The organism is Streptomyces xanthii (assembly GCF_014621695.1).
GTDB classification, from domain to species: Bacteria; Actinomycetota; Actinomycetes; order Streptomycetales; family Streptomycetaceae; genus Streptomyces; species Streptomyces xanthii.
The window spans coordinates 3,391,161-3,410,747 of the sequence record NZ_CP061281.1 but is presented as its reverse complement, the minus strand read 5'-3'; the positions used below and the strand labels follow the sequence as shown (position 1 = coordinate 3,410,747).

The window sequence follows — 19,587 nt, the reverse complement described above, 5'->3', positions numbered from 1 at the left end:
GGAGGAACCAGGCTCGCGGGTCGTCTGCGTTCTCAGCCCTTGCTGACCGCCGTCAGGATCTCCGGGAGGCGGTCCGCCGTGCGGGGGGCCGCCAGGCGCAGGCCCAGGAGGGTCGCGGCGGTGCCGTAGGCCGCGCCCGCCGGGAGCAGCAGCCAGGACCAGTCGGTGTGGTCCGTCGCGTGCAGGGCGATCGTCAGCGCGAGGACCGGGGCGCACAGCACGGCCGCCGCGACCATGCCGCCGAAGATCGAGATCCAGGCGAGGCCCGCCTGACCCGGGGCGACGTTCTTGTAGCCCTCCTGCGGGATCGAGTAGGGGAAGCGGGCCGAGGTCCACGCCCCGGTGGCCAGCATCGCGCCGAGCAGCGCGAAGGAGAGGCCGAGGACCTCGGGCAGCTCCTGCCAGGCGTCGAGCAGGGCGCTGGTGAGGACGGTGACCAGGGTCGCGTAGGGCAGCGTGATCAGGAGCAGGGCGAGGGCGCGGGCGCGCAGTTCCGCGTAGGCGTCGCGCGGGGAGGCGATGGTCGCGGCGACCATCCAGAACGCGGAGGTGTCCTGGCCGAACTGGTTGTACATCTGGATGCCGAGCATGCCCGAGGCGAAGCACGCGAAGTAGGCGGAGCCGGTGCCCTGGAGGGCGTTGAAGACGGGGACGATCAGGCCGATGGCCAGGGACGTGATCCAGGCGGCCTTGGTCTTCGGGTCGCGCCACACGTAGCGCAGGCTGCGTTCCATGACGGTGCCGGTGCGGCCGTCCGGGAAGAGGCGGCGGCGGGGGGTCGCGCGGCGGGCGGGTTCCGCGGCCTGGAGCGTCGAGCCGTCGGGCGCGGTCATCAGGCGGGTCAGCGCGCGCCGCCAGACGAGGAGCAGCGCGGCCAGTGCGGCGGCGGTCAGGGCGAGCTGCGCGGCCGCCGGGCCGTACGCGCCGCGGCCCGCCGCCTCGACGGCGCCGATCGCCGACGCCGGGGGCACCCAGCGCAGCACGTCCGCCGCCGGGTCGAGCGCGCCGAGCCCGCCGGCGCGGCCGAGGCGCTGGGCGCCGAAGTTGACGAGCTGCGCGCCGAGCGCGATGACGAGGCCGCTGAGCACGGCGAGGTCGCGGCCCTTGCGGCTGGTCAGCAGGCGGGTGTTGGCGGCGGCGACGGCGCGGGCCAGGGCGACGCAGACGAGGACGGCGAGCGGTACGGCGAGCAGGGCGACCGCGGTGGACGCCGCCCCGTGTCCGACCGCGTAGGCCGCTCCGGCGGTCAGGCACAGGGTGAAGACGGGGCCGATCCCGACGAGGGAGGCGACGAGCAGGCCGCGGACGAGCGGGTCCGGGCGCAGGGGCAGCATCACGAGCCGGGTCGGGTCGAGGGTCTCGTCGCCGCTGGGGAAGAACAGCGGGAACACGGCCCAGCCCAGGGCGAGCAGCGCGAGCAGGACGACGCCGACGGTGGTCGCGTGCCGGTTCCCGTGGAGCAGGACGAGGCCGAGGACGACGAGCGCTCCGAACAGCACCGAGACGAGTGCGGACGCCGCGTAGGCGACGCGCCGGCCCGCCGACTGGCGCAGCCCGTTGCGCAGCAGGGCCCATTTGAGGCGGACGAGGACCCCGGTCACCGGACGGCTCCGCCCCCGCCCAGCCAGTCCAGGGAGCTCCCGGACGGGCTCCCGGACGCTCCGACCAGCTCCAGGAAGGCCTCCTGCAAGGACGCCGCGTCGCCCTTCACGTCCGCCAGGGGCCCCTGTGCCCGGATGCGTCCCGCCGCCATCACGGCCACCCAGTCGCACAGCGACTCGACCAGTTCCATGACGTGCGACGAGAAGACGACGGTCGCCCCGGAGCGGGTGAAGCGTTCGAGGACGCCGCGGATCGTCTGGGCGGAGACGGGGTCGACGCCTTCGAAGGGCTCGTCGAGGAAGAGGACTTCGGGGTTGTGGAGGAGTGCGGCGGCGAGGCCGATCTTCTTGCGCATGCCGGTCGAGTAGTCGACGACGAGTTTGTGCTGGGCTCCGGCGAGGTCGAGGACGTCGAGGAGTGCGGCGGCCCGCCGGTCGACCTCGGCGCCGGGCAGCCCCCGCAGCCGCCCGGTGTACGCGAGGAGTTCGCGCCCGGAGAGGCGCTCGAAGAGGCGTAGTCCCTCGGGCAGGACCCCGATGCGGGCCTTGACCTCGGCGGGGTCGGCCCAGACGTCGTGCCCGGCGACGTGCACGGTGCCCCGGTCGGGCCGGAGCAGGCCGGTGACCATGGAGAGGGTGGTGGTCTTGCCCGCCCCGTTGGGGCCGACGAGGCCGATGAACCGGCCTGCGGGCAGCGTGAGTTCGATCCCGGCGACGGCGGTCTGCCGGCCGAAGGACTTCCAGAGGTCGTGGACGCGTACGGCCGCGTCCACGGCTGCGTCGGTCAACTGTGCCCGCCCTTCATCGGCGTCGTCGTGCGACAGCGTCTGCGGCTGCGTCCGAGTTCGGGACGGCCTTGACGTCTGGGCACGATACGTCGGCCAAGGGCGGGGCACAGGGAGGCGGCACGGGCCCGTCCTTACGGGCGGCGCCCCTCGCGCCCGCACGCGTAGGCGAGCGGGGAGACGAGCTCCTCGGCGTCGGGCAGCCACCGGTTCGCGGCGGTCGGCCGGCAGGCCCACTGCACGGCGCCCTGGCTGCCGAAGCGGGTCGGGGGTGCGGCCACGTACTGGCCCTCGCCGAGCGTGACGAGGTCGAGGGAGGCCGGGGGCCAGCCCAGCTTGCGTACGAGGTCGGGGACCTTGGCGGTGGCGCCGGGCAGGACGAAGAACTGCATGCGGCGGTCGGGCGTGCAGGTCACGGGGCCGAGCGTGAGCTCCATGCGCTCCATGCGGGCGAGCGCCAGGAAGCCGGCGGTCTCGGGTACGTCGATGGCGTCGAAGGTGCGGCCGGTGGGAAGAAGGATCGACGCCTTGGGGTGTTTGGACCACAGGCGGCGCGCGCCGGTCGCACTCCCGGTCGCCTGGGTCGCCCAGTCGGGCCGCGCGGCGTGCGCGCCGGGCGTGGGGCACGCGGCGTCGTCGCACGAGCAGCGCTGCACGCCCTGCTCGAACTCCAGCCAGGTGCCGGGGAACACGTCCCAGTGCCGCTCTTCCGCGTAGCGCACGGCCGTGTCCAGGAGGGATTCACCGCGCTGGGGCGGGATCTGCCCGGTGGGGGTGACGGGTGAGGTGACGTCCGAGGTGCCTGCGATGGTCTCTTCCACGACGTTCTCAACTCCCGCCGTCAGCTGGGGTTACGGGGGCACGTACGGGTGGCTCCGGAGCATCGTTCCCGCACGTGGGGCGCATGGGTGCACGGTCGGGGGCGCGCGGGCGGGACGGCAGCGGGGGAGGGGTAGTCATCCGGGGACGGGGCGCACCTCCGCACGTCGGGCCGGAGCCGGTCCGTCCCTGTTATGCGCCATTCACCAACGTTCATGCGCAGATGTGGTGCATCTTCCCGTTTCGTGCAGGGCAGTCATTCCACGACCGGCCGTGATCCGCACGGCAGGCCATCCGGACGGGCACAGCAGGGGGTTACGTCATGGCCGCACGGCCTCTCGTCGCGCGACAGCCCAACGAACGGCTGCAGGCGCTCATCCAGGAGGCGGGCTGCTCGAACGCCGGCCTGGCCCGCCGGGTCAACATGTGCGGGTCCGAGCACGGACTCGACCTGCGCTACGACAAGACATCGGTGGCCCGGTGGCTGCGCGGGCAGCAGCCGCGCGGCCGGGCGCCCGGCATCATCGCCGAGGCCCTGGGGCGCAAGCTCGGCCGCACGGTCACCATCGACGAGATCGGGATGGCCAACGGCAAGAACCTGGCCTCCGGCATCGGTCTGCAGTTCTCGCCGACGGTGCTCGGCGCCATCGAGCAGGTGTGTGAGCTGTGGCGCAGCGACGTGGGGCGGCGGGACTTCCTGTCGGGCTCGGCCGTCGCCTCGTCCGCGCTCGTCGAACCCAGCAGGGACTGGCTGATCTCCGTACCGGACTCGCAGGTCGCGCGGTCGGCCGGGCCGCGGGTCGGGGTGTCGGACGTGGCGGCCGTGCGCGCGATGACGCAGGCGCTGACCGATCTGGACCACCAGTACGGGAGCGGGCATGTGCGCCCGGTGGTGGTGCACTACCTGAACAGTGTGGTGAGCGGGCTGCTCGCGGGCTCGTACCGGGAGGCGGTGGGGCGCGAACTGTTCGCGGCCGTAGCCCGGTTGACGGAGCTCGCCGGGTACATGGCCGTCGACACCGGGCAGCCGGGGCTCGCCCAGCGGTACTACATCCAGTCCCTGCGGCTCGCGCAGGCGGCCGGCGACCGCGGCTACGGCGGGTACGTGCTCGCCGCGTCGATGAGTCATCTGGCCGCGCAGCTCGGCAATCCGCGGGAGATCTCCCAGCTCGCCCGCGCGGCTCAGGAGGGGGCGCGCGGGCGGGTCACACCGCGCGCGGAGGCGATGTTCCACGCCGCCGAAGCGCGCGGTCACGCCCTGCTCGGGGACGAGCGTTCCGCGCACGGATCCATCGCGCGGGCGCTCGCCGCGATGGAACTGGCCGAGGGGCAGCGCGGATCCGGTGACGACCCGGCGTGGATCGGCCACTTCGGGCCCGCCTATCTCGCCGACGAACTGGCGCACTGCCACCGGGACTTGGGGCAGGGGCGGGACGCGGAGCGGTGTGCGCGCGAGGCGTTGGACGGGCATCCCGCGTCCAAGGCCCGGCGCAGGGCGATCGGGCTCGTGCTCCTGGCGACGGCTCAGGCGCAGCAGCGCGAGGTGGAACAGGCCTGCCACACGGGACTTCGGGCCGTCGAGCTCCTCGGCACCCTGCGCTCCAACCGCGGCGCGGAGTACCTGGAGGACCTCAGGGCGCGGCTCGATCCGTACCGGGAGGAGCCGGTGGTACGGGAGTTCGGGGCGCGCGTGGAGTTGCAGGCGGCCTGATTCCCACAACAGCGTCACCGGGGCCTGTTTTGTTACTCCCGTCACGGGGGAGGTTCTCGGGATTTGAGGTGCGTAGCACGGGCGTGCGAGGACCCGGTAGCGTGAGCCGACGATTCCGACTTCCCCCATACGTAGGAGTCCCGGTGACGCAGCACAGCGGCCAGAACGGCCAGGGCGGACAGGGCGCGGGCCCGCACCTTCCGCAGGCCCGACAGGCGCACGAGGGTGTCGTGCTGCCCGCCGACGGCTCCGAGCCCCTGATGCCGGGCACGTACGGCGACCCGACGCCTCCGGCCGCGCCCGCGGGTCCCGCCGGTGCCGCGCCCTGGGGCCAGCCGTGGGGGCCGCAGTCGCAGCAGGCGCAGGACGCGGGGCCGATGCCGTCCTACGAGTGGGGCAGGCCCGAGGCTCAGCAGCACGGTGGCGGCGGGATGCCGCCCGCACAGCAGGCCCAGGCCCCGCAGGCTCAGGCCCCGCAGGCCCAGGCTCAGCAGCCGCCGCACGTGCCGCAGCAGCCGCAGTCGCCTCACATGCCACAGCAGGCGTACGGAGCGCAGCAGTCGCAGCAGCCGCAGCAGGCGTACGGGGCACAGCCGCCCCAGATGCCGCAGCAGCCGCAGGCTCACCAGCAGGCCCAGCAGATCCCGCAGCAGCCTCAGGCACACCAGCAGCCCCAGCCGCTGCCGCAGCAGTCGCAGGCCCCGCAGCTGCCGCCGCAGCAGATGCCCGGCGCGGGGCCGCTGCCGCCCGCCGCCCCGGCAGGCGCCGCCTACGACGGTGACGCCACGCAGTACATCGCGCCCGTCGCCGCGCAGCAGCCGCCCGCCGCCCCGCTGCCGCCCGAGCAGCCCGCCGCCGACGCCACCCAGTTCCTTGGCCGTGCCGTGAACCGGCAGCCGATGCCGGGCGCCCTGCCCGACGCGGTGCCCGGCGGCCCCTCCGACAGCGAGGCCACCCAGTACATACCGCCCGTCCCCGGCGGTCCCCAGGAGCCGGCCTACGGCATCCGCCCCGGCGCCCCCGGCGACCGTCAGCCGCCCGCCGAGTTCGACGCCCTCTTCCGTACGGAGCCGGAGGGCCCGGCCGCGTCGACGCAGCAGATGCCGCGCTTCGACCCGCACGCCCAGCAGGGCCCGCCGCAGCAGCCCGGCGTCCCGCAGTACCAGGACGCGTACGAGCCCGAGCCGTCCCGCCGCAAGGCCCGGACCGGGTCCAAGCTGCCGATGGTCGCCGCGGTCGGCGTCGGCCTGCTCGTCGTCGGCATCGGCGCGGGCGCCCTCCTCGGCGGCGGGGGCACGGACGACGACAAGACGGACCAGACCAAGACCGTCTCCGACGCCTCGTCGGCCTCGACGGAGCCCTCGCCGAGCGTCGACCCGGCCAAGGAGCAGGCCGTCGCGCTGGACAAGCTGCTCGCCGACTCCAACAACAGCCGCGACTCCGTGGTGCGCGCCGTCGCCAACATCGGCGCGTGCAAGGCCCTGCCGCAGTCCTCCAAGGACCTGCGCGACGCGGCCACCCAGCGCAACGGCCTGGTGACCCGCCTGAACGGTCTGGCCATCGACAAACTGCCGAAGAACGCGGAGCTGAAGGCCGCCCTGACCAGCGCCTGGAAGGCGTCCGCCTCGGCGGACAGCCACTACGCGGCCTGGGGCGACCAGGTCGCGGGCAAGAAGGGCTGCCAGAAGGGCCACGCCCGGCCGACGCCGCAGCGCCGCGCCGGCGACCGGGCCAGCGGGACGGCCTCCACGCAGAAGAACCAGGCCGCGAAGATCTGGAACGAGATCGCGGACCAGTACCAGCTGACCCGCCGCACCGCCGTCCAGCTCTGACGGAAGGGCGGCGGGCCGCGGTGCCGCGCCGGGCGGTGGGTCAGGAGGCCTTCGCGAGGGTCTGCGTCAGGTCCACCGCCGACTTCCGGGTCGCCACCAGGCGGCCCTTCTCCACCCGCTGGAACGTGACCCGCGCGTTGACCAGGCGCGGGAAGTCACCCGCGTCGGACATGTGGTCGTAGCCCCAGCGCAGCGGCGGGGTCAGTCCGCCGGTGTCCACCTGGAGCCCCTCGTCGAGCGCCGAGCTGACCGCGCGCGCCGTCACCTCGCCGTCCCCGAGCGATCCGACGGCCTGCCGCAGCACCTCGTACGCGATCCAGGTGGTCTGCACGCCCGCGTCCGCCGGGTCGATCCGGTTGTCGTCGAAGGCCTGCTCCTTGATCACGCGCTTCATCCCGTCCCAGCGCGCGTCGTCCGACGCCGGGTACCAGCCGGTCACGTACGCGCCCTCGTAGGGGCTGCGCGCGCCGCCGGTGCGGTTGATCGTGGACTGGTCGATGCTGCCGAGGACCGTCGCCGTGCGCACCGCCGGATAGCTCGCGCGCAGCCGGCGGAACGAGTCGAAGAACGTGTTCGTGCGCTCGCCGAGGACCGCCGCGACGCAGCCCTCGCGGCCGAGGCCGGCGGAGCTCGCCGTGGTCAGCGCCTCGCGGGCCTTGCCGCCGTAGTCGGTGGCGTCCTCGGGCGCGCGCAGGTCGGCGACCGCGCCCCGGTCGCGCTCGGCGAGCCCGGCGTTCAGGAGCGGCACCAGTTCGTCGCCCGCGATGGTGTCGGGGCGCACCAGGACGGTGCGCGCGCAGCGCTCGGCGAGCTGCCGCCCGTTCCCCGCGAGCAGGGCGGCCTGGCCGCCGTTGACGGGGTAGGACAGCGGGCTGGTGAACTCGGCGTCGGTCGTCCCGTACCCGCCGATGTACGGGATCCCCGCGGACTCCAGCGGGGACAGGAACGCCCGCCCGTGCTGGCTGTACGAGCCGACGACGGCGACGGCGCCCGCGTCGGCGGCCTTGCGGGCGCACTTGGCGGCGCCCACGCTGTCGTCGTGGTCGTTGCAGGTCAGGACCCGGAGCCTGCGGCCGCCGAGGCCGCCGTGCGCGTTGGTCCAGCGGGCGTAGGCGCGGGCCATCGCGGGCATTCCGGGCATGTTCGTCGCGTCGGTCTTCTCGGGCGCCCAGGTCATCACCGTCACGGTCCGATCCCCGGAGCCCCCCGTGGCTCCAGGGATCAGGCCGCAACCGGCGACCAGGGCGCCGCCCGTGACGACTGCGGACAGAGCGGTGAAGGTGCGCTTGATGGAGGTGTGTCGCCGGCCGGTCATGTGCCTGCACGATTCCGCCGCATCCCGAACCGGCCGGTGACCTGCGGTCAACGGCCGGTGACGCGGAGGTGAATTACGGGGGCCGATCGGGCCGCTCCGGCCCGGGACGTACGATCGATGACCGTGCAAAGCTCGGAGAACTCTTCCCGCCGCGGCCGTCGCTCCACGAAAATGGGCGGCATGCCACTCAACGACATGCCGTGGTGGCGCTGGCGCAGCAATGTGCGCTCCGCGCTGCACATGCTCTCGGACCCGGTCTTCCAGCGGGAGGTCTGGCTCGCCGGTGTGGACGGGTACGGGGACGTCACCGATGCCGTGTACCGCCTGGTCGAGGACACCTGGCTCGACAACTGGTCCGCCGAGAAGTACGTCGGGACGATCTTCCGTGACGCGCAGGAGGCCGCGCTCGTCGACGCGGCCGTGCTGCGGGTCCTGCGGATCATGCACCAGGTCGGGCCGGACGCCCCCGTCTCCGCGTACCTCGATCACCCGGAGTGGGGCGAGGCGGTGGCCGCGTCCCGCGAGGCGCACGTCCGGCTCGCCGTGAGCGACGGGGACGAGCCCGACGCGCCTCCGCGCACGCTCGAGGTCCTGCGGATCATGACGCGGGTGGCCTAGGCAGGGGCCACGGGCCAGGGGCCAGGGGCCAGGGGCGGCTCATGGCGGTCGCCGGGGCGGCGGTCCTGTGGTCCGTTCCTCGGGATGGCGTCTCACCGGCGCCCGGCCTTGTGCGAACCTTGCCCCTATGAATGCGCAGTCCGCACCCGTTCCCGGCTCCGAGCAGTACGTCCTCACTCTTTCGTGCCCCGACAAGCAGGGCATCGTGCACGCCGTGTCGAGCTATCTCTTCATGACCGGCTGCAACATCGAGGACAGCCAGCAGTTCGGTGACCACGACACGGGACTGTTCTTCATGCGGGTCCACTTCAGCGCGGACGCGCCGGTCACCGTGGAGAAGCTGCGGGCCAGCTTCGCCGCGATCGGCGACTCGTTCCAGATGGACTGGCAGATCCACCGGGCCTCCGACCGGATGAAGGTCGTGCTCATGGTCAGCAAGTTCGGGCACTGCCTGAACGACCTGCTGTTCCGGGCGCGGATCGGGGCGCTGCCCGTCGAGATCGCGGCGGTCGTCTCCAACCACACCGACTTCGCCGAACTCGTCGCCTCCTACGACATCCCCTTCCACCACATCCCCGTGACGAAGGACACCAAGGCGGCGGCCGAGGCGCGGCTCCTCGAACTGGTCCGGTCCGAGGGCGTCGAGCTCGTCGTGCTCGCCCGGTACATGCAGGTCCTCTCGGACGACCTGTGCAAGCAGCTCAGCGGGCGGATCATCAACATCCACCACTCGTTCCTGCCGAGCTTCAAGGGGGCGAAGCCGTACCACCAGGCGCACGCGCGGGGTGTGAAGCTCATCGGGGCGACCGCGCACTACGTCACCGCGGACCTCGACGAGGGGCCGATCATCGAGCAGGAGGTCGAGCGGGTCGGGCACGACGTCACGCCGGACCAGCTTGTCGCGGTGGGGCGGGACGTGGAGTGCCAGGCGCTGGCGCGGGCCGTCAAGTGGCATGCGGAGCGGCGTGTTCTGCTGGACGGACGCCGCACGGTGGTCTTCGCCTAGGGATCGTCGCGGGGTGCGGGTGCGGGTGCGGGTGCGTGGGGGCTGGTCGCGCCCCAGATGGTTGCCACGTGCGGCCGTCGCGCGACTGCCGCGCCGTCGTGGCTGGTCGCGCAGTTCCCCGCGCCCCTGAAATGCAGACGCTCCGCGTCGCATTTCCCCGATGGGGCACCGCCCGATGAGATCGCGCACGAAGTGCGCATCTCAGGGGCGCGGGGAACTGCGCGACCAGCCCCCACCGGACCCGCAGTCGCGCCGGGCGGGCAAGGGGCAGCCCCCTTGGGCGGGACCCGCACTCACATACGGCTCAGGCCCGCCGTCGCGGTCAGGACGGACATGATCGCGTCGCGGTCGCCCACGGACCCGGCCGCCGCTTCGGCCGGCGGCACCCGCCCCGCGGCGAGGCGGCAGAACTCCACCCCGTCGAGGGCGACATGCGCCACCTCGTCGGCCCCCTCGGCGCCGGACGGGTCGAGCGGGATCAGCCACTGACCACCCCCGGCCCCCTCGACCTCGAGCCGCAACAACCGCCCCGCGGCCACCTGATCCCGCTCCCGGTCCCGCCCGGCAAGAGCGTCCGGCAGCATCCGCGCCGCCAGATCGATCATCCGGTGCAGATGCTTCGGCGCCGGCGCCTCGTACGGGTAGTCGACCGCGTCCGCGATGTCCCCCGCGTGCACCCAGCACTCGAAGGCCCGGTCCGCCATCGCGTCCCGCAGCGGCAGCGTGAAGTCGCCGTACGAGATGGGGAGTTGCCCCGAACCGCCGCCGCCCTCCATGTCCGACCCGGCGAACGACACCGTGCGGATCAGCTCGTGCGCCTGCTCCCGCCACGGCGCCCGTACCGCCCGCGTCGGCGGGAAGTGCGAGGCCTGCCAGAGCGCCTCCGTGCGCGCGGCCGGGCCGAGCGACTCCGGCGGGGCGGGCGGGCCGAGCGGGTCGTCGAGGCCGAGGGCACGGGCGACCAGCCCGTCGACACTGATCAGATGCGCTATGACACCGGCGACCGTCGTCTTCCGGCTGAGCTGCTCGTCCCCCTCGTACCAGCGCAGCCGCACCGGCGCGTGCCACTCCCCGTCGCCGAAGTCCTTCAGGAGCGCGTCGAGACGGGCGGTCTCCGCGTCGTACGGGGTCGCCCAGGACGGGACCGGGATGCGGGCCGGGCGCCGGGAGAGGCAGCCCTCCAGGACGCGGGCCCGCAGCAGCGGGTCCAGGTCGAGGGACTCGTCGGCGTGCAGCAGCCCGACCGCGTCCCGCAGCCGCAGCGCCTCCTCGGCGCAGGTCCCGCAGCCGCCGAGATGGTCCTCGACGGCGGCCGCCTCCTCGGGCGAGCAGGCGGCGAGGGCCCAGGCGCCGAGCAGCGATTTCAGGACCCGGTGCTCGAGCACGAGCGGCTCCGGTGCGGGCAGGTCGGGCAGCGGGCGGCCGGTGTCCTCGACGGAGGAGCGCGGCGTCGGTATGCGGGCGGCGCCGCCCCGGGCCCCGCCCGCGCCGTAGCGGCCCTCGGGCTCGTCGTCGCGCGGGTCGTAGGAGTCGAAGCGGTCCGGTCCGCCGGCGCCGCTCACGCGGGCCTCCCGTAGCCGCCCGGCGGGATGCCGCTGTCGTGCGCCGTGGACAGCAGCTGCAGGCCGAGCCGGAGCCGGCGGCGCGCCTCGTCCTCGGTGACGCCGAGGTCGGCGGCGGTCTGGCGGTAGTCACGCCGCTGGAAGTACGCCAGTTCGAGTGCGGCCCTGAGCGGGGCGGGCATCGATGTCACGATGTAGTCCGCGCGGGCGGCCGCGGAGGCCCGGCGCACCTTGCGCTCCAGGTCCTCGGTGGTGCCGCAGCCGCTGCGCACGAGCGCGGCCGACTCGGTCTGGCGCAGCCGCTGCACGGCCTGACGGTGGGCGAGCGTCGCGACGAACGAGCGCAGCGGGCCCTGCCGCGGGTCGTACGCCTCCGGGTTCTCCCAGACGCGGGTGAAGACCTCGCGGGTGATCTGGTCGGCGGCGTCCTCGTCGTCCAGGACGCGGTGGGCGAGGCCGTGCACCAGGGATGCGAAGCGGTCGTAGAGCTCGCCGAGCGCCGCGGCCTCGCCGTGCGCGAGCCGCTGCTGCATCCTCCGGTCCCAGCGGGACGGAGTGTCCTTGGGCATGAGGCCCCCTCACCGACTGCCCGTCGTGCCGTGCTGTGCCGTGCCGTTCCGTGCTGATCCGTGCCGTGTACCGGTCCTGTACGGGCACCTGTTCTGCCTGCCTGCTACCCAAAGGTAGTCCGGCACACCGCCGAAGCACGCGCCTTTACCGCATTGTGCGCTGTCCTACGGCAGGCGGTGATAAAGGGCCGGGCCTCCGGCGATGTGTGACCGAATCGGGCGGGTTGTGGGCGGCTGGGGTCCAAGCAGCTCATATGTGATAGGCCTGCAAGGGTGTCGGTGGGGTTGCCCGGGGGAGTTTCGGCCCGCGTGGGGCAGGGCAGCCGCGCAGGAAGAACGTAGGAGCAGGAAGGCGTGGCGTGTGTCGCTCAGGGTGAATGAGGGAGTGCGAGGCGACTGGGCCGTCGTGTCGGTGTCCGGCGAGATGGACCTGGTGACGTCCCCCGCGCTGCGTCAGCGGGTGCACGATGCCGTGGCCGACGGCCGGCGCAGTCTGGTTCTCGACCTCTCCGACGTGCTGTTCTGTGATTCCAGCGGGGTCGGCGTGCTGATCGCCGCCCGGCGGCTGATCCGTTCCTGCCAGGGGCGGCTGCGGCTGATCCTGCCCGCGCAGGGGGCGGTGGACGGTTCGCATGTGAACCGTGTTCTCGGGGCGCTCGGCGTGCGCCGGCTCTTCGACGTGTACCCGGACGTGGCCGCCGCCACGGACGAAGGGGCCCAGCCGCTCTCGGCCTGAGGTCCTGGCCGGAAATCGGCCCTGTTCCGGCCGGCCCTGTCGGTCTTACGTCCCGGATTCTTCCCTGTCTTGACACAACCCCCGCACTTCGGCGTCCCGGTGCGGCTCTTCGTCGTACGCTCCGATGCGGAGAACCCCACCCCACGATGCGAGAGGCGGCCCATGAGCATGGACGAGCGGAGGATCGCTACCCGGTTCGCCGGCTTCGACCAGGACGGGAACGGTTACATCGACCGCGAGGACTTCTACGTCGCGGCGAAGGCGCTGCTCGCCGAGTTCGGGGTGCCGGCGCGCTCCGAGCGGGGGCAGGCGCTGTTCGCCGGGGCGGAGGCGTTCTGGCAGGGGATGGCCGGGATCGCCGATGTGGACGGGGACCAGCGGGTGACCCGGGAGGAGTTCGTCACCGGGGCCGTGAAGCGGCTGCGGGACAACCCGGAGCGGTTCGCCGAGATCGCCAGGCCCTTTCTGCGCGGGGCGATGGCCGTCGCCGGCGGGGCGGGGGATCTGGCCCCTGCGGACGCGGAGCGGGTGCTGAAGGTGCTGGGGGTCGAGGCGGGGGTCGCCTCGGCGGCGGTTGCGGTGCTCGATGCCGATGGGGACGGGCGGATCTCGGAGGACGAGGCGGTGGGTGGGTTCGCCCGCTACTTCACGGTCCCCGAGTAATCGGGCCTCCGCGCCGTAGCTCCGGCAGCTTCGTCGCCGGGCGCCCGTCTCGTCGTGGTTGCTCGCGCAGTTCCCCGCGCCCCTGGAAGGCGCACTTCGTGCGCCCTAGGGGCGTGTTGGTCACCCTGCTTCGGATCCGGCCCGTGCTGCTACGGGTCCCTGGCCTCAGCCCTTCTCCCACCACCCGCCCCCTCCGGGGGCGTCGGCCCGGCGCCCGGCCTCGGGCAATACCCGGCGCCGGGGGTGCGATGCGGTGGTCCTGCGGTACGGCGCCGCCGCCGTAGCTCCGGCCGCTTCGTCGCCGGGCACACGTCTCGTCGTGGTTGCTCGCGCAGTTCCCCGCGCCCCTGAAGGCGCACTTCGCGCGCTCCAGGGGCTTGCCGCTCGCGACCCCGCGACGGAGTCGCTGATGGGTACGGGCCCGCGCCCCTGAAGGCGCACTACGTGCGCGCCCCGGGCCCCGCCCCCTGAGACACGCGGAGCGCCGGGGTCAGGACGTGAACTGTTCCCTCAGCTTGTACTTGAGGGTTTTGCGGAGGGTTTCGTTGCGGGGGAGGGTCGGGAGGATTTCCAGTTGTTCGGGGAGTTTGAAGGTGGAGAGGCCCTCGGCGCGTAGGTAGGCCGTCAGGTCGGGGAGGGTGGGTTCGGGGGTGCCGGGGCGGAGTTCGAGGACGGCGCAGACGCGTTCGCCGCGTTCGGGGTCGGGGAGGCCGATGACGGCCGCGTCCTGGACGGCGGGGTGGGCGTGGAGGAGGTCCTCGATCTCCTTGGCGGAGATGTTCTCGCCCTTGCGGATGATGATGTCCTTCGCGCGGCCGGTGAGGACGAGGTGGCCGGTGGGCAGGACGTGGCCCAGGTCGCCCGTGATCAGGTAGCCGTCCGCGTCGAACGCCTCCGCCGTCTGTGCCGGGTCCAGGTACCCCTGGCAGACGGCTTCGCCGCGCAGCCGGACCTCGCCGTCGACCCCGGCGGGCACCTCCTTGCCGTCCGTGTCGACGATCCGGATCGACATGCCCGCCGGCGGGCGGCCTTCGGTGGTGGCCAGGTTGTCGGCCGTGTCGTCGGGGGCGCCCATCGTGATCATCGGGACCTCGGTCATGCCGTACCCGTGCGTGAGCTGGACGTTCATCTCGCGGATCACGGAGTGGTAGATCTCGGGGGGCTTGGGGGCGCCACCGCCCGCCAGGAGGCGGAGGGTCGGGATCAGTTTCTCGGCCGGCGCCTTGCGCTGCTCCGTCAGGAACATGGAGTAGAACGCCGTCGAGCCACCGGCGACGGTCACGCCGTGGCGGCGGTACTCGTCCAGCGCCTCCGGCAGCGCGAACTGCTCGAACATGACGGCCGGGAAGCCGTACAGGAGCAGCATCACCGTGTAGTCCGGGCCCGCTATGTGCGCGTACGGGAACGCCATCGAGCCGACGTCGGACTCGGTGAGGTGCAGGGCGTGGGCGAGGCAGGAGCCGCCGGCGACGAGGGAGCGGTCGGTGTGCAGGACGCCCTTGGGGTCGGAGGTCGTGCCGGAGGTCCAGTAGATCCAGCGGACGGTCGTGCCGTCGGCGGGCGGCGGTGGCAGGACCGCGGGGTCGGCCTCGGGCAGGTCCTCGTAGGCCTCGAAGACGCCGCGCGCGCCGAGCCGGTGCGCCATCGCCGTGTGGTCGAAGCCCCGCCACGTGCCGGGCGTCGCGAAGAACTCGGCGCCCGACTCGCGCAGCGCGAAGCCGACCTCACGGTCCCGGTAGAAGGGGATGACCGGGCTCTGGACGGCTCCGAGACGGGCCAGGGCGAAGGAGAGCAGGGCCGTCTCGATGCGGGTGGGCAACTGCCAGGCGACGACGCTGCCGGGGCGTACGCCGCGTTCGTACAGGCCGGCTGCGACGCGCTCGGCACGGTCCCTGAGCTGCCCGAACGTCAGTGTGCGGTCGCCCTGGAGCAGGACGGGCCGGTCGGGGGTGAGGGCGGCGCGGCGCTCGACCAGCTCCCACAGGGTGCGGCTGGCGCCCAGGTCGTGTGCGGTGTCCGTCATGTGCGGTGACCCCCTACGAACGCGAACGGGAACGAGAGCGAGAGCGAGAACCGGAGCGACCGGCCCGCCGGCCTTGAGCTGACGGTGAGTCAGATACGGGGCAGAGCGTAAGCCCGTGCTTCTTGTCGGTCCAGGGGTGCGGGGCTAGCCTTCCATCTGACGGGTCATCAGATATCGGGCCAGCGGGCCACCGGAGCTGAGGGGTTTTCCATGACGGAACTGCCGCGCATCGTCAGTGTCGACGACCATGTGATCGAACCGGCCCATCTCTTCGAGACCTGGCTGCCGGCGAAGTACCGGGACCGCGGCCCGAAGCCGCTCACCGCCGGCATCGGGGAGCTCGCGTACGTCGCCGGCAAGTACCAGATCACGATGGACCCCGACGGCCCGCCCACCGACTGGTGGATCTACGAGGACCTGAAGTTCCCGTACAAGCGCAACATCGCGGCCGTCGGCTTCGACCGGGACGACATGACCCTGGAGGGCATCACCCGGGCCGAGATGCGGCGCGGCTGCTGGGACCCGAAGGCGCGGCTCGCGGACATGGACCTCAACCACGTCGAGGCCAGCCTCTGCTTCCCGACCTTCCCGCGCTTCTGCGGGCAGACCTTCGCCGAGGCCAAGGACAAGGAGGTCGCGCTCGCCTGCGTGCGCGCCTACAACGACTGGATGGTCGAGGAGTGGTGCGGCGACAGCGGCGGCCGCCTCATCCCGCTGTGCATCATCCCGCTGTGGGACATCGACCTCGCCGTCGCCGAGATCCGCCGCAACGCGGCCCGCGGCGTGCGCGCCGTCACCTTCTCCGAGATCCCGACCTACCTCGGCCTGCCGTCCATCCACTCCGGGTACTGGGACCCGTTCTTCGCCGTGTGCCAGGAGACCGGCACCGTCGTGAACATGCACATCGGGTCCTCGTCCCAGATGCCCGCCGCGTCCCCCGACGCCCCGCCCGCCGTCCAGGCCTCGCTCAGCTTCAACAACGCGATGGCCTCGATGATGGACTTCCTGTTCAGCGGCGTCCTCGTCAAGTTCCCGCGGCTCAAGCTCGCCTACAGCGAGGGCCAGATGGGCTGGATCCCGTACGCCCTGGAGCGCGCCGACGACGTGTGGGAGGAGCACCGCGCCTGGGGCGGGGTGCGCGACCTGATCCCCGAGCCGCCGTCCACGTACTACTACCGGCAGATGTTCTGCTGCTTCTTCCGCGACAAGCACGGCGTCGCCTCGCTCGACGTCGTCGGCCGGGACAACGCGACCTTCGAGACCGACTACCCGCACGTCGACTCGACCTTCCCGAACACCAAGGAGGTCGCCCTCGACCACGTGAAGGGCCTCGACGACGAGACGATCTACAAGCTGATGCGCGGCAACGCCATCCGCATGCTCGACCTCGACCTCGACAAGTGACGGGGGCGGTCCGTGGATCTCACCTACACCGAAGAGGAAGAGGACTTCCGGGCACGGCTGCGGGAGTGGCTGAGCGGGACGCTGCCCGCGCTGCCGCCCAAGCCGGCGGCCACCGACTGGCCGGGCCGGCGCGTCTATGACACCGGCTGGCAGCGGCGCCTGCACGACGCCGGGTACGGGGACGTGCACTGGGGCGCCTCCCCGACCACCCGGCTGATCTTCCTGGAGGAGACCGAGAAGGCGGGCGCCCCGTACGTCGGCGCCAACTTCGTCGGGCTGCTGCACGCCGGGCCGACCATCGCCGCCGAGGGCACCGACGCGCAGAAGGAACGCTGGCTGCAGCCCGTGCTGCGCGGCGACGAGGTCTGGTGCCAGGGCTTCAGCGAGCCCGACGCCGGCTCCGACCTGGCCGCGCTGCGCACCCGCGCCCGCCGCGAGGGCGACCACTACGTCGTCAGCGGCTCCAAGATATGGACCTCGCACGCCGAGGTCGCCGACTGGTGCGAGCTGCTCGTGCGCACCGACCCGGACGCCCCCAAGCACCGGGGCATCACCTGGCTCGCCATGCCGATGGACGCGCCCGGCATCACGGTGCGGCCGCTGCGCACGCTCGCCGGGTCCACCGAGTTCGCCGAGATGTTCCTCGACGACGTACGGATCCCGGTCGGCAACCGGGTCGGCGAGGAGAACGACGGCTGGCGCGTCACCATGGTGACCCTGTCCTTCGAGCGCGGCACCGCCTTCGTCGGGGAGGTCGTCGCCTGCCGCCGCGTCCTCGGCGAACTCGCCGCGCACGCCCGCAAGTCGGGGCGCTGGGACGACGCCGTCCTGCGCCGCGAACTGGCCCTGCTGAACGCCGAGTTCAGCGCCCTGTGGCGGCTCACGCAGTGGAACGTCAGCGAGGCGCAGGCCACCGGCGGGGTGCCCGGCGTCGGCGGCTCCGTCTTCAAGCTGCGGTACTCGCACGCGCGCCAGAAGCTCTTCGACACCGCCGCCGACGTGCTCGGGCCCGCCGCTCTCGACGCAGGCCAGGAGTGGACCTTCGACCGGCTGTCCTCGCTGTCGTACACGATCGCCGCCGGCACCTCGCAGATCCAGCGCAACATCGTGGCCGAGCGCATCCTCGGACTGCCCAAGGGAGGACGGTAGGCGTGCACTTCCAACTGACCGAAGAACAAAGGGCGTTGCGTACGGGCATCCGCGAGCTGCTCGACGGGCGGTTCGGGCGGGACGCGCTGCGCGCCGCCGTGGACCGGCCGGGCGAGCTCGACCGTGACCTGTGGGCGGAACTCGCGGGGGCCGGGCTCTTCGGCCTGTGCCTGCCCGAGGACGCGGGCGGCGTCGGACTCGGCCTGCCCGAGGCCGTCGTGGTGTTCGAGGAGCTGGGCCGGGCGCTCGTGCCGGGCCCTCTCGTCGCCACGTTCCTCGCGGCCGGTGAGGTGCCGGGCGCCGTGACCGGCGAGACCGTCGTGACCTGCCCGTACGGGGCGCTGCTGCCCTGGGCCGACGCGGCGGACGTCGTACGCGGGGACGTGGCCGGGGCCCTGGCGACGGAGTCCGTGGACCCGCTCACCCCGCTGCACCGCGTCCCCGCCGAGGCGCCCGTACCGCAGGAGGCGACGCTCCTGTACGCGGCCGAGCAGCTCGGCTCGGCGGGCCGCACCCTGGAGATGGCGGTCGGGCACGCCCGGCAGCGCGAGCAGTTCGGGCAGCCGATCGGCGCGTTCCAGGCCGTCAAGCACCTGTGCGCGGACCTGCTCGTGCGGGTCGAGGTGGCGCGGGCCGCCGTGTACGCGGCGGCCGTCACCCGGGACCCCGTCGAGGTCGCGGCGGCCCGGCTGCTCGCCGACGAGGCAGCGGTGCGGGGCGCCCGGGACTGCCTCCAAGTGCACGGTGGCATGGGCTTCACCTGGGAGGCCGACGTCCATCTGCATCTGAAGCGGGCATGGGTGCGCGCCGGGCTCGCCGGGAGCCCGCGGGACGCGGAGGAGGTGCTGGCGGCCGCGCTGTGACGAGGGCGGCCGGGGCGGGGAGCGGGGCGGTGCGTCAGGCTCTGGCGTCAGGGCCTGTGCCGTACGGAGAGTGACGGCGCGTCCGATATCGGGTTGTGTCCTTCGCGGGGCTCGTCACGGCATGGAGTCGGCCCCCGGCTCCGGTACCTTGTGGCAGATGCGAGTGGTGCTGAACCCGGGCGTCTGTGCCGGTGTCGCCGGTGAGGTGGCTCCGGGCCCTGGGTTGCCCGCCGTTCGCGGTGCAGGGCGGAGTCGCGTGCCCGCCTGTTCGACCCCCTGCGAGACGCGTCGCACAGTATGCCGCACGCGTACTCCTTCGCGCTGGAATATGCCCGAAGCGCTTGTTGGGGTGACTGTACGTCAACCATGCTGTGTCGTACGGGGATCACGGTCCGTGATCCCGCTCAGTGGCCAGTGTGGTCAGTGGCGCGAGGCAGAACTCCAACGGTCCCGCCGGATTCGGATGGTGTGAGCGGTGCAGGTGCTTCAGGTTCAGCTGGAGGTCGGGGCCGACCCCGCGGAAGTGGGTCGGGCCCGCAGGTGGGCGCGTTCACGGCTCGCCGGGTCGGGGATAGAAGCCGATGAGCCGGTGGCCGAGACGCTGATCCTGCTCGTGTCCGAGCTCGTGACGAACGCGGTGGTGCACACGGGGCGCCCCGCCGTGCTCCGGCTCGCCCTTCCGGCGGGCGCGGACGGCACGGGTGTGGTGCGGGTGGAGGTGGCCGACGTCAGTTCGCGGCCGCCGGCGCCGCGGCATGCGGAGGGGTCCGAGACGAACGGGCGGGGCCTGGAGCTGGTGGACGTGCTGGCGGATCGCTGGGGGTGGCGGCCCGAGGGGGCCGGCAAGTCGATCTGGGTGGAGCTTGAACGGGTGCCGGTCGCCGGGGCGTCTTTGGGGGGCGGGACCGTGGTGGGGGCGTCCGCCTGAGGG

At 73.0% G+C, this 19,587-nt stretch carries 17 protein-coding genes; 10 read left to right on the top strand and 7 right to left on the bottom strand.

Annotation, left to right across the window (positions count from 1 at the left end):
• Positions 1-32: 32 nt before the first annotated feature.
• The 3 genes from IAG42_RS15380 to IAG42_RS15370 all read right to left on the bottom strand — a co-directional run bounded on the left by IAG42_RS15380 (position 33) and on the right by IAG42_RS15370 (position 3,207).
• A complete protein-coding gene (locus IAG42_RS15380; RefSeq protein ID WP_223206016.1) occupies positions 33-1,601 on the bottom strand; it encodes a transporter in 1,569 nt (522 codons plus the stop codon).
• Positions 1,598-2,389, bottom strand: coding sequence for an ABC transporter ATP-binding protein (locus IAG42_RS15375; RefSeq protein WP_188337562.1), 792 nt, complete (start codon positions 2,387-2,389; stop codon positions 1,598-1,600). The genes IAG42_RS15380 and IAG42_RS15375 overlap by 4 nt, the downstream gene beginning before the upstream one ends.
• 131 nt (positions 2,390-2,520) lie before the next feature.
• Positions 2,521-3,207 (bottom strand): bifunctional DNA primase/polymerase, encoded by a 687-nt coding sequence (locus tag IAG42_RS15370; protein ID WP_188337561.1) that lies wholly within the window; start codon positions 3,205-3,207, stop codon positions 2,521-2,523.
• 320 nt (positions 3,208-3,527) lie between these two features.
• Here IAG42_RS15370 and IAG42_RS15365 point away from each other — a divergent pair, with 320 nt between their 5' ends.
• Together IAG42_RS15365 and IAG42_RS15360 are read left to right on the top strand one after the other, a co-directional pair.
• The gene (locus tag IAG42_RS15365) at positions 3,528-4,916 is read left to right on the top strand and encodes a tetratricopeptide repeat protein (RefSeq protein WP_188337560.1); all 1,389 of its coding nucleotides are present in this window, start codon (positions 3,528-3,530) and stop codon (positions 4,914-4,916) included.
• A 143-nt stretch (positions 4,917-5,059) separates the two neighbouring features.
• Complete coding sequence (locus tag IAG42_RS15360) at positions 5,060-6,748, top strand: hypothetical protein (RefSeq protein ID WP_394811217.1); 1,689 nt, start codon at positions 5,060-5,062, stop codon at positions 6,746-6,748.
• Positions 6,749-6,788: 40 nt separating this feature from the next.
• Here IAG42_RS15360 and IAG42_RS15355 read toward each other — a convergent pair whose 3' ends face one another.
• Positions 6,789-8,063, bottom strand: coding sequence for an ABC transporter substrate-binding protein (locus tag IAG42_RS15355; RefSeq protein ID WP_188337559.1), 1,275 nt, complete (start codon positions 8,061-8,063; stop codon positions 6,789-6,791).
• A gap of 117 nt (positions 8,064-8,180) precedes the next feature.
• Here IAG42_RS15355 and IAG42_RS15350 point away from each other — a divergent pair, with 117 nt between their 5' ends.
• Together IAG42_RS15350 and purU are read left to right on the top strand one after the other, a co-directional pair.
• On the top strand, positions 8,181-8,681 hold the full coding sequence (locus IAG42_RS15350; protein WP_188337558.1) for an SCO4402 family protein: 501 nt from the start codon (positions 8,181-8,183) through the stop codon (positions 8,679-8,681).
• Between the two features lie 127 nt (positions 8,682-8,808).
• Positions 8,809-9,687, top strand: coding sequence for a formyltetrahydrofolate deformylase (gene purU / locus IAG42_RS15345; protein WP_188337557.1), 879 nt, complete (start codon positions 8,809-8,811; stop codon positions 9,685-9,687).
• 293 nt (positions 9,688-9,980) lie between these two features.
• Here the strand turns inward: purU and IAG42_RS15340 are convergent, their stop codons facing one another.
• The gene (locus tag IAG42_RS15340) at positions 9,981-11,249 is read right to left on the bottom strand and encodes a zf-HC2 domain-containing protein (RefSeq protein WP_188337556.1); all 1,269 of its coding nucleotides are present in this window, start codon (positions 11,247-11,249) and stop codon (positions 9,981-9,983) included.
• A complete protein-coding gene (locus IAG42_RS15335; RefSeq protein ID WP_188337555.1) occupies positions 11,246-11,818 on the bottom strand; it encodes a sigma-70 family RNA polymerase sigma factor in 573 nt (190 codons plus the stop codon). The genes IAG42_RS15340 and IAG42_RS15335 overlap by 4 nt, the downstream gene beginning before the upstream one ends.
• 361 nt (positions 11,819-12,179) lie before the next feature.
• On the opposite strand from IAG42_RS15335, the gene IAG42_RS15330 reads away from it, so the two are divergent.
• Together IAG42_RS15330 and IAG42_RS15325 are read left to right on the top strand one after the other, a co-directional pair.
• Positions 12,180-12,554: an STAS domain-containing protein gene (locus IAG42_RS15330; protein WP_188337554.1), complete on the top strand. Its 375-nt coding sequence runs from the start codon at positions 12,180-12,182 to the stop codon at positions 12,552-12,554.
• A gap of 168 nt (positions 12,555-12,722) precedes the next feature.
• Positions 12,723-13,217 carry an EF-hand domain-containing protein gene (locus IAG42_RS15325; protein WP_188341401.1) on the top strand — a complete coding sequence of 165 codons (495 nt, stop codon included), beginning with the start codon at positions 12,723-12,725 and terminating at the stop codon, positions 13,215-13,217.
• A 490-nt stretch (positions 13,218-13,707) separates the two neighbouring features.
• On the opposite strand, the gene IAG42_RS15320 is transcribed toward IAG42_RS15325, so the two are convergent.
• On the bottom strand, positions 13,708-15,240 hold the full coding sequence (locus IAG42_RS15320) for a class I adenylate-forming enzyme family protein (RefSeq protein ID WP_188337553.1): 1,533 nt from the start codon (positions 15,238-15,240) through the stop codon (positions 13,708-13,710).
• Between the two features lie 210 nt (positions 15,241-15,450).
• On the opposite strand from IAG42_RS15320, the gene IAG42_RS15315 reads away from it, so the two are divergent.
• The 4 genes from IAG42_RS15315 to IAG42_RS15300 all read left to right on the top strand — a co-directional run bounded on the left by IAG42_RS15315 (position 15,451) and on the right by IAG42_RS15300 (position 19,584).
• Positions 15,451-16,644 (top strand): amidohydrolase family protein, encoded by a 1,194-nt coding sequence (locus IAG42_RS15315; RefSeq protein WP_188337552.1) that lies wholly within the window; start codon positions 15,451-15,453, stop codon positions 16,642-16,644.
• Positions 16,645-16,656: 12 nt separating this feature from the next.
• Positions 16,657-17,793 carry an acyl-CoA dehydrogenase family protein gene (locus IAG42_RS15310; RefSeq protein ID WP_188337551.1) on the top strand — a complete coding sequence of 379 codons (1,137 nt, stop codon included), beginning with the start codon at positions 16,657-16,659 and terminating at the stop codon, positions 17,791-17,793.
• Positions 17,794-17,795: 2 nt separating this feature from the next.
• Positions 17,796-18,656, top strand: a complete 861-nt coding sequence (locus IAG42_RS15305) for an acyl-CoA dehydrogenase family protein (RefSeq protein WP_188337550.1) — start codon at positions 17,796-17,798, stop codon at positions 18,654-18,656.
• A gap of 475 nt (positions 18,657-19,131) precedes the next feature.
• Entirely contained in the window at positions 19,132-19,584 is a 453-nt protein-coding gene (locus tag IAG42_RS15300) for an ATP-binding protein (RefSeq protein ID WP_188337549.1), read from the top strand.
• The last annotated feature ends 3 nt before the right edge of the window (positions 19,585-19,587 follow it).

Bases quoted from the DNA above. Each gene is read 5' to 3' on its own strand.
- IAG42_RS15325 (WP_188341401.1), top strand. From the start codon at position 12,723: ATGGACGAGCGGAGGATCGCTACCCGGTTCGCCGGCTTCGACCAGGAC.
- purU (WP_188337557.1), top strand. From the start codon at position 8,809: ATGAATGCGCAGTCCGCACCCGTTCCCGGCTCCGAGCAGTACGTCCTC.
- IAG42_RS15335 (WP_188337555.1), bottom strand. From the start codon at position 11,818: ATGCCCAAGGACACTCCGTCCCGCTGGGACCGGAGGATGCAGCAGCGG.
- IAG42_RS15315 (WP_188337552.1), top strand. From the start codon at position 15,451: ATGACGGAACTGCCGCGCATCGTCAGTGTCGACGACCATGTGATCGAA.
- IAG42_RS15355 (WP_188337559.1), bottom strand. From the start codon at position 8,063: ATGACCGGCCGGCGACACACCTCCATCAAGCGCACCTTCACCGCTCTG.
- IAG42_RS15350 (WP_188337558.1), top strand. From the start codon at position 8,181: ATGACCGTGCAAAGCTCGGAGAACTCTTCCCGCCGCGGCCGTCGCTCC.
- IAG42_RS15320 (WP_188337553.1), bottom strand. From the start codon at position 15,240: ATGACGGACACCGCACACGACCTGGGCGCCAGCCGCACCCTGTGGGAG.
- IAG42_RS15365 (WP_188337560.1), top strand. From the start codon at position 3,528: ATGGCCGCACGGCCTCTCGTCGCGCGACAGCCCAACGAACGGCTGCAG.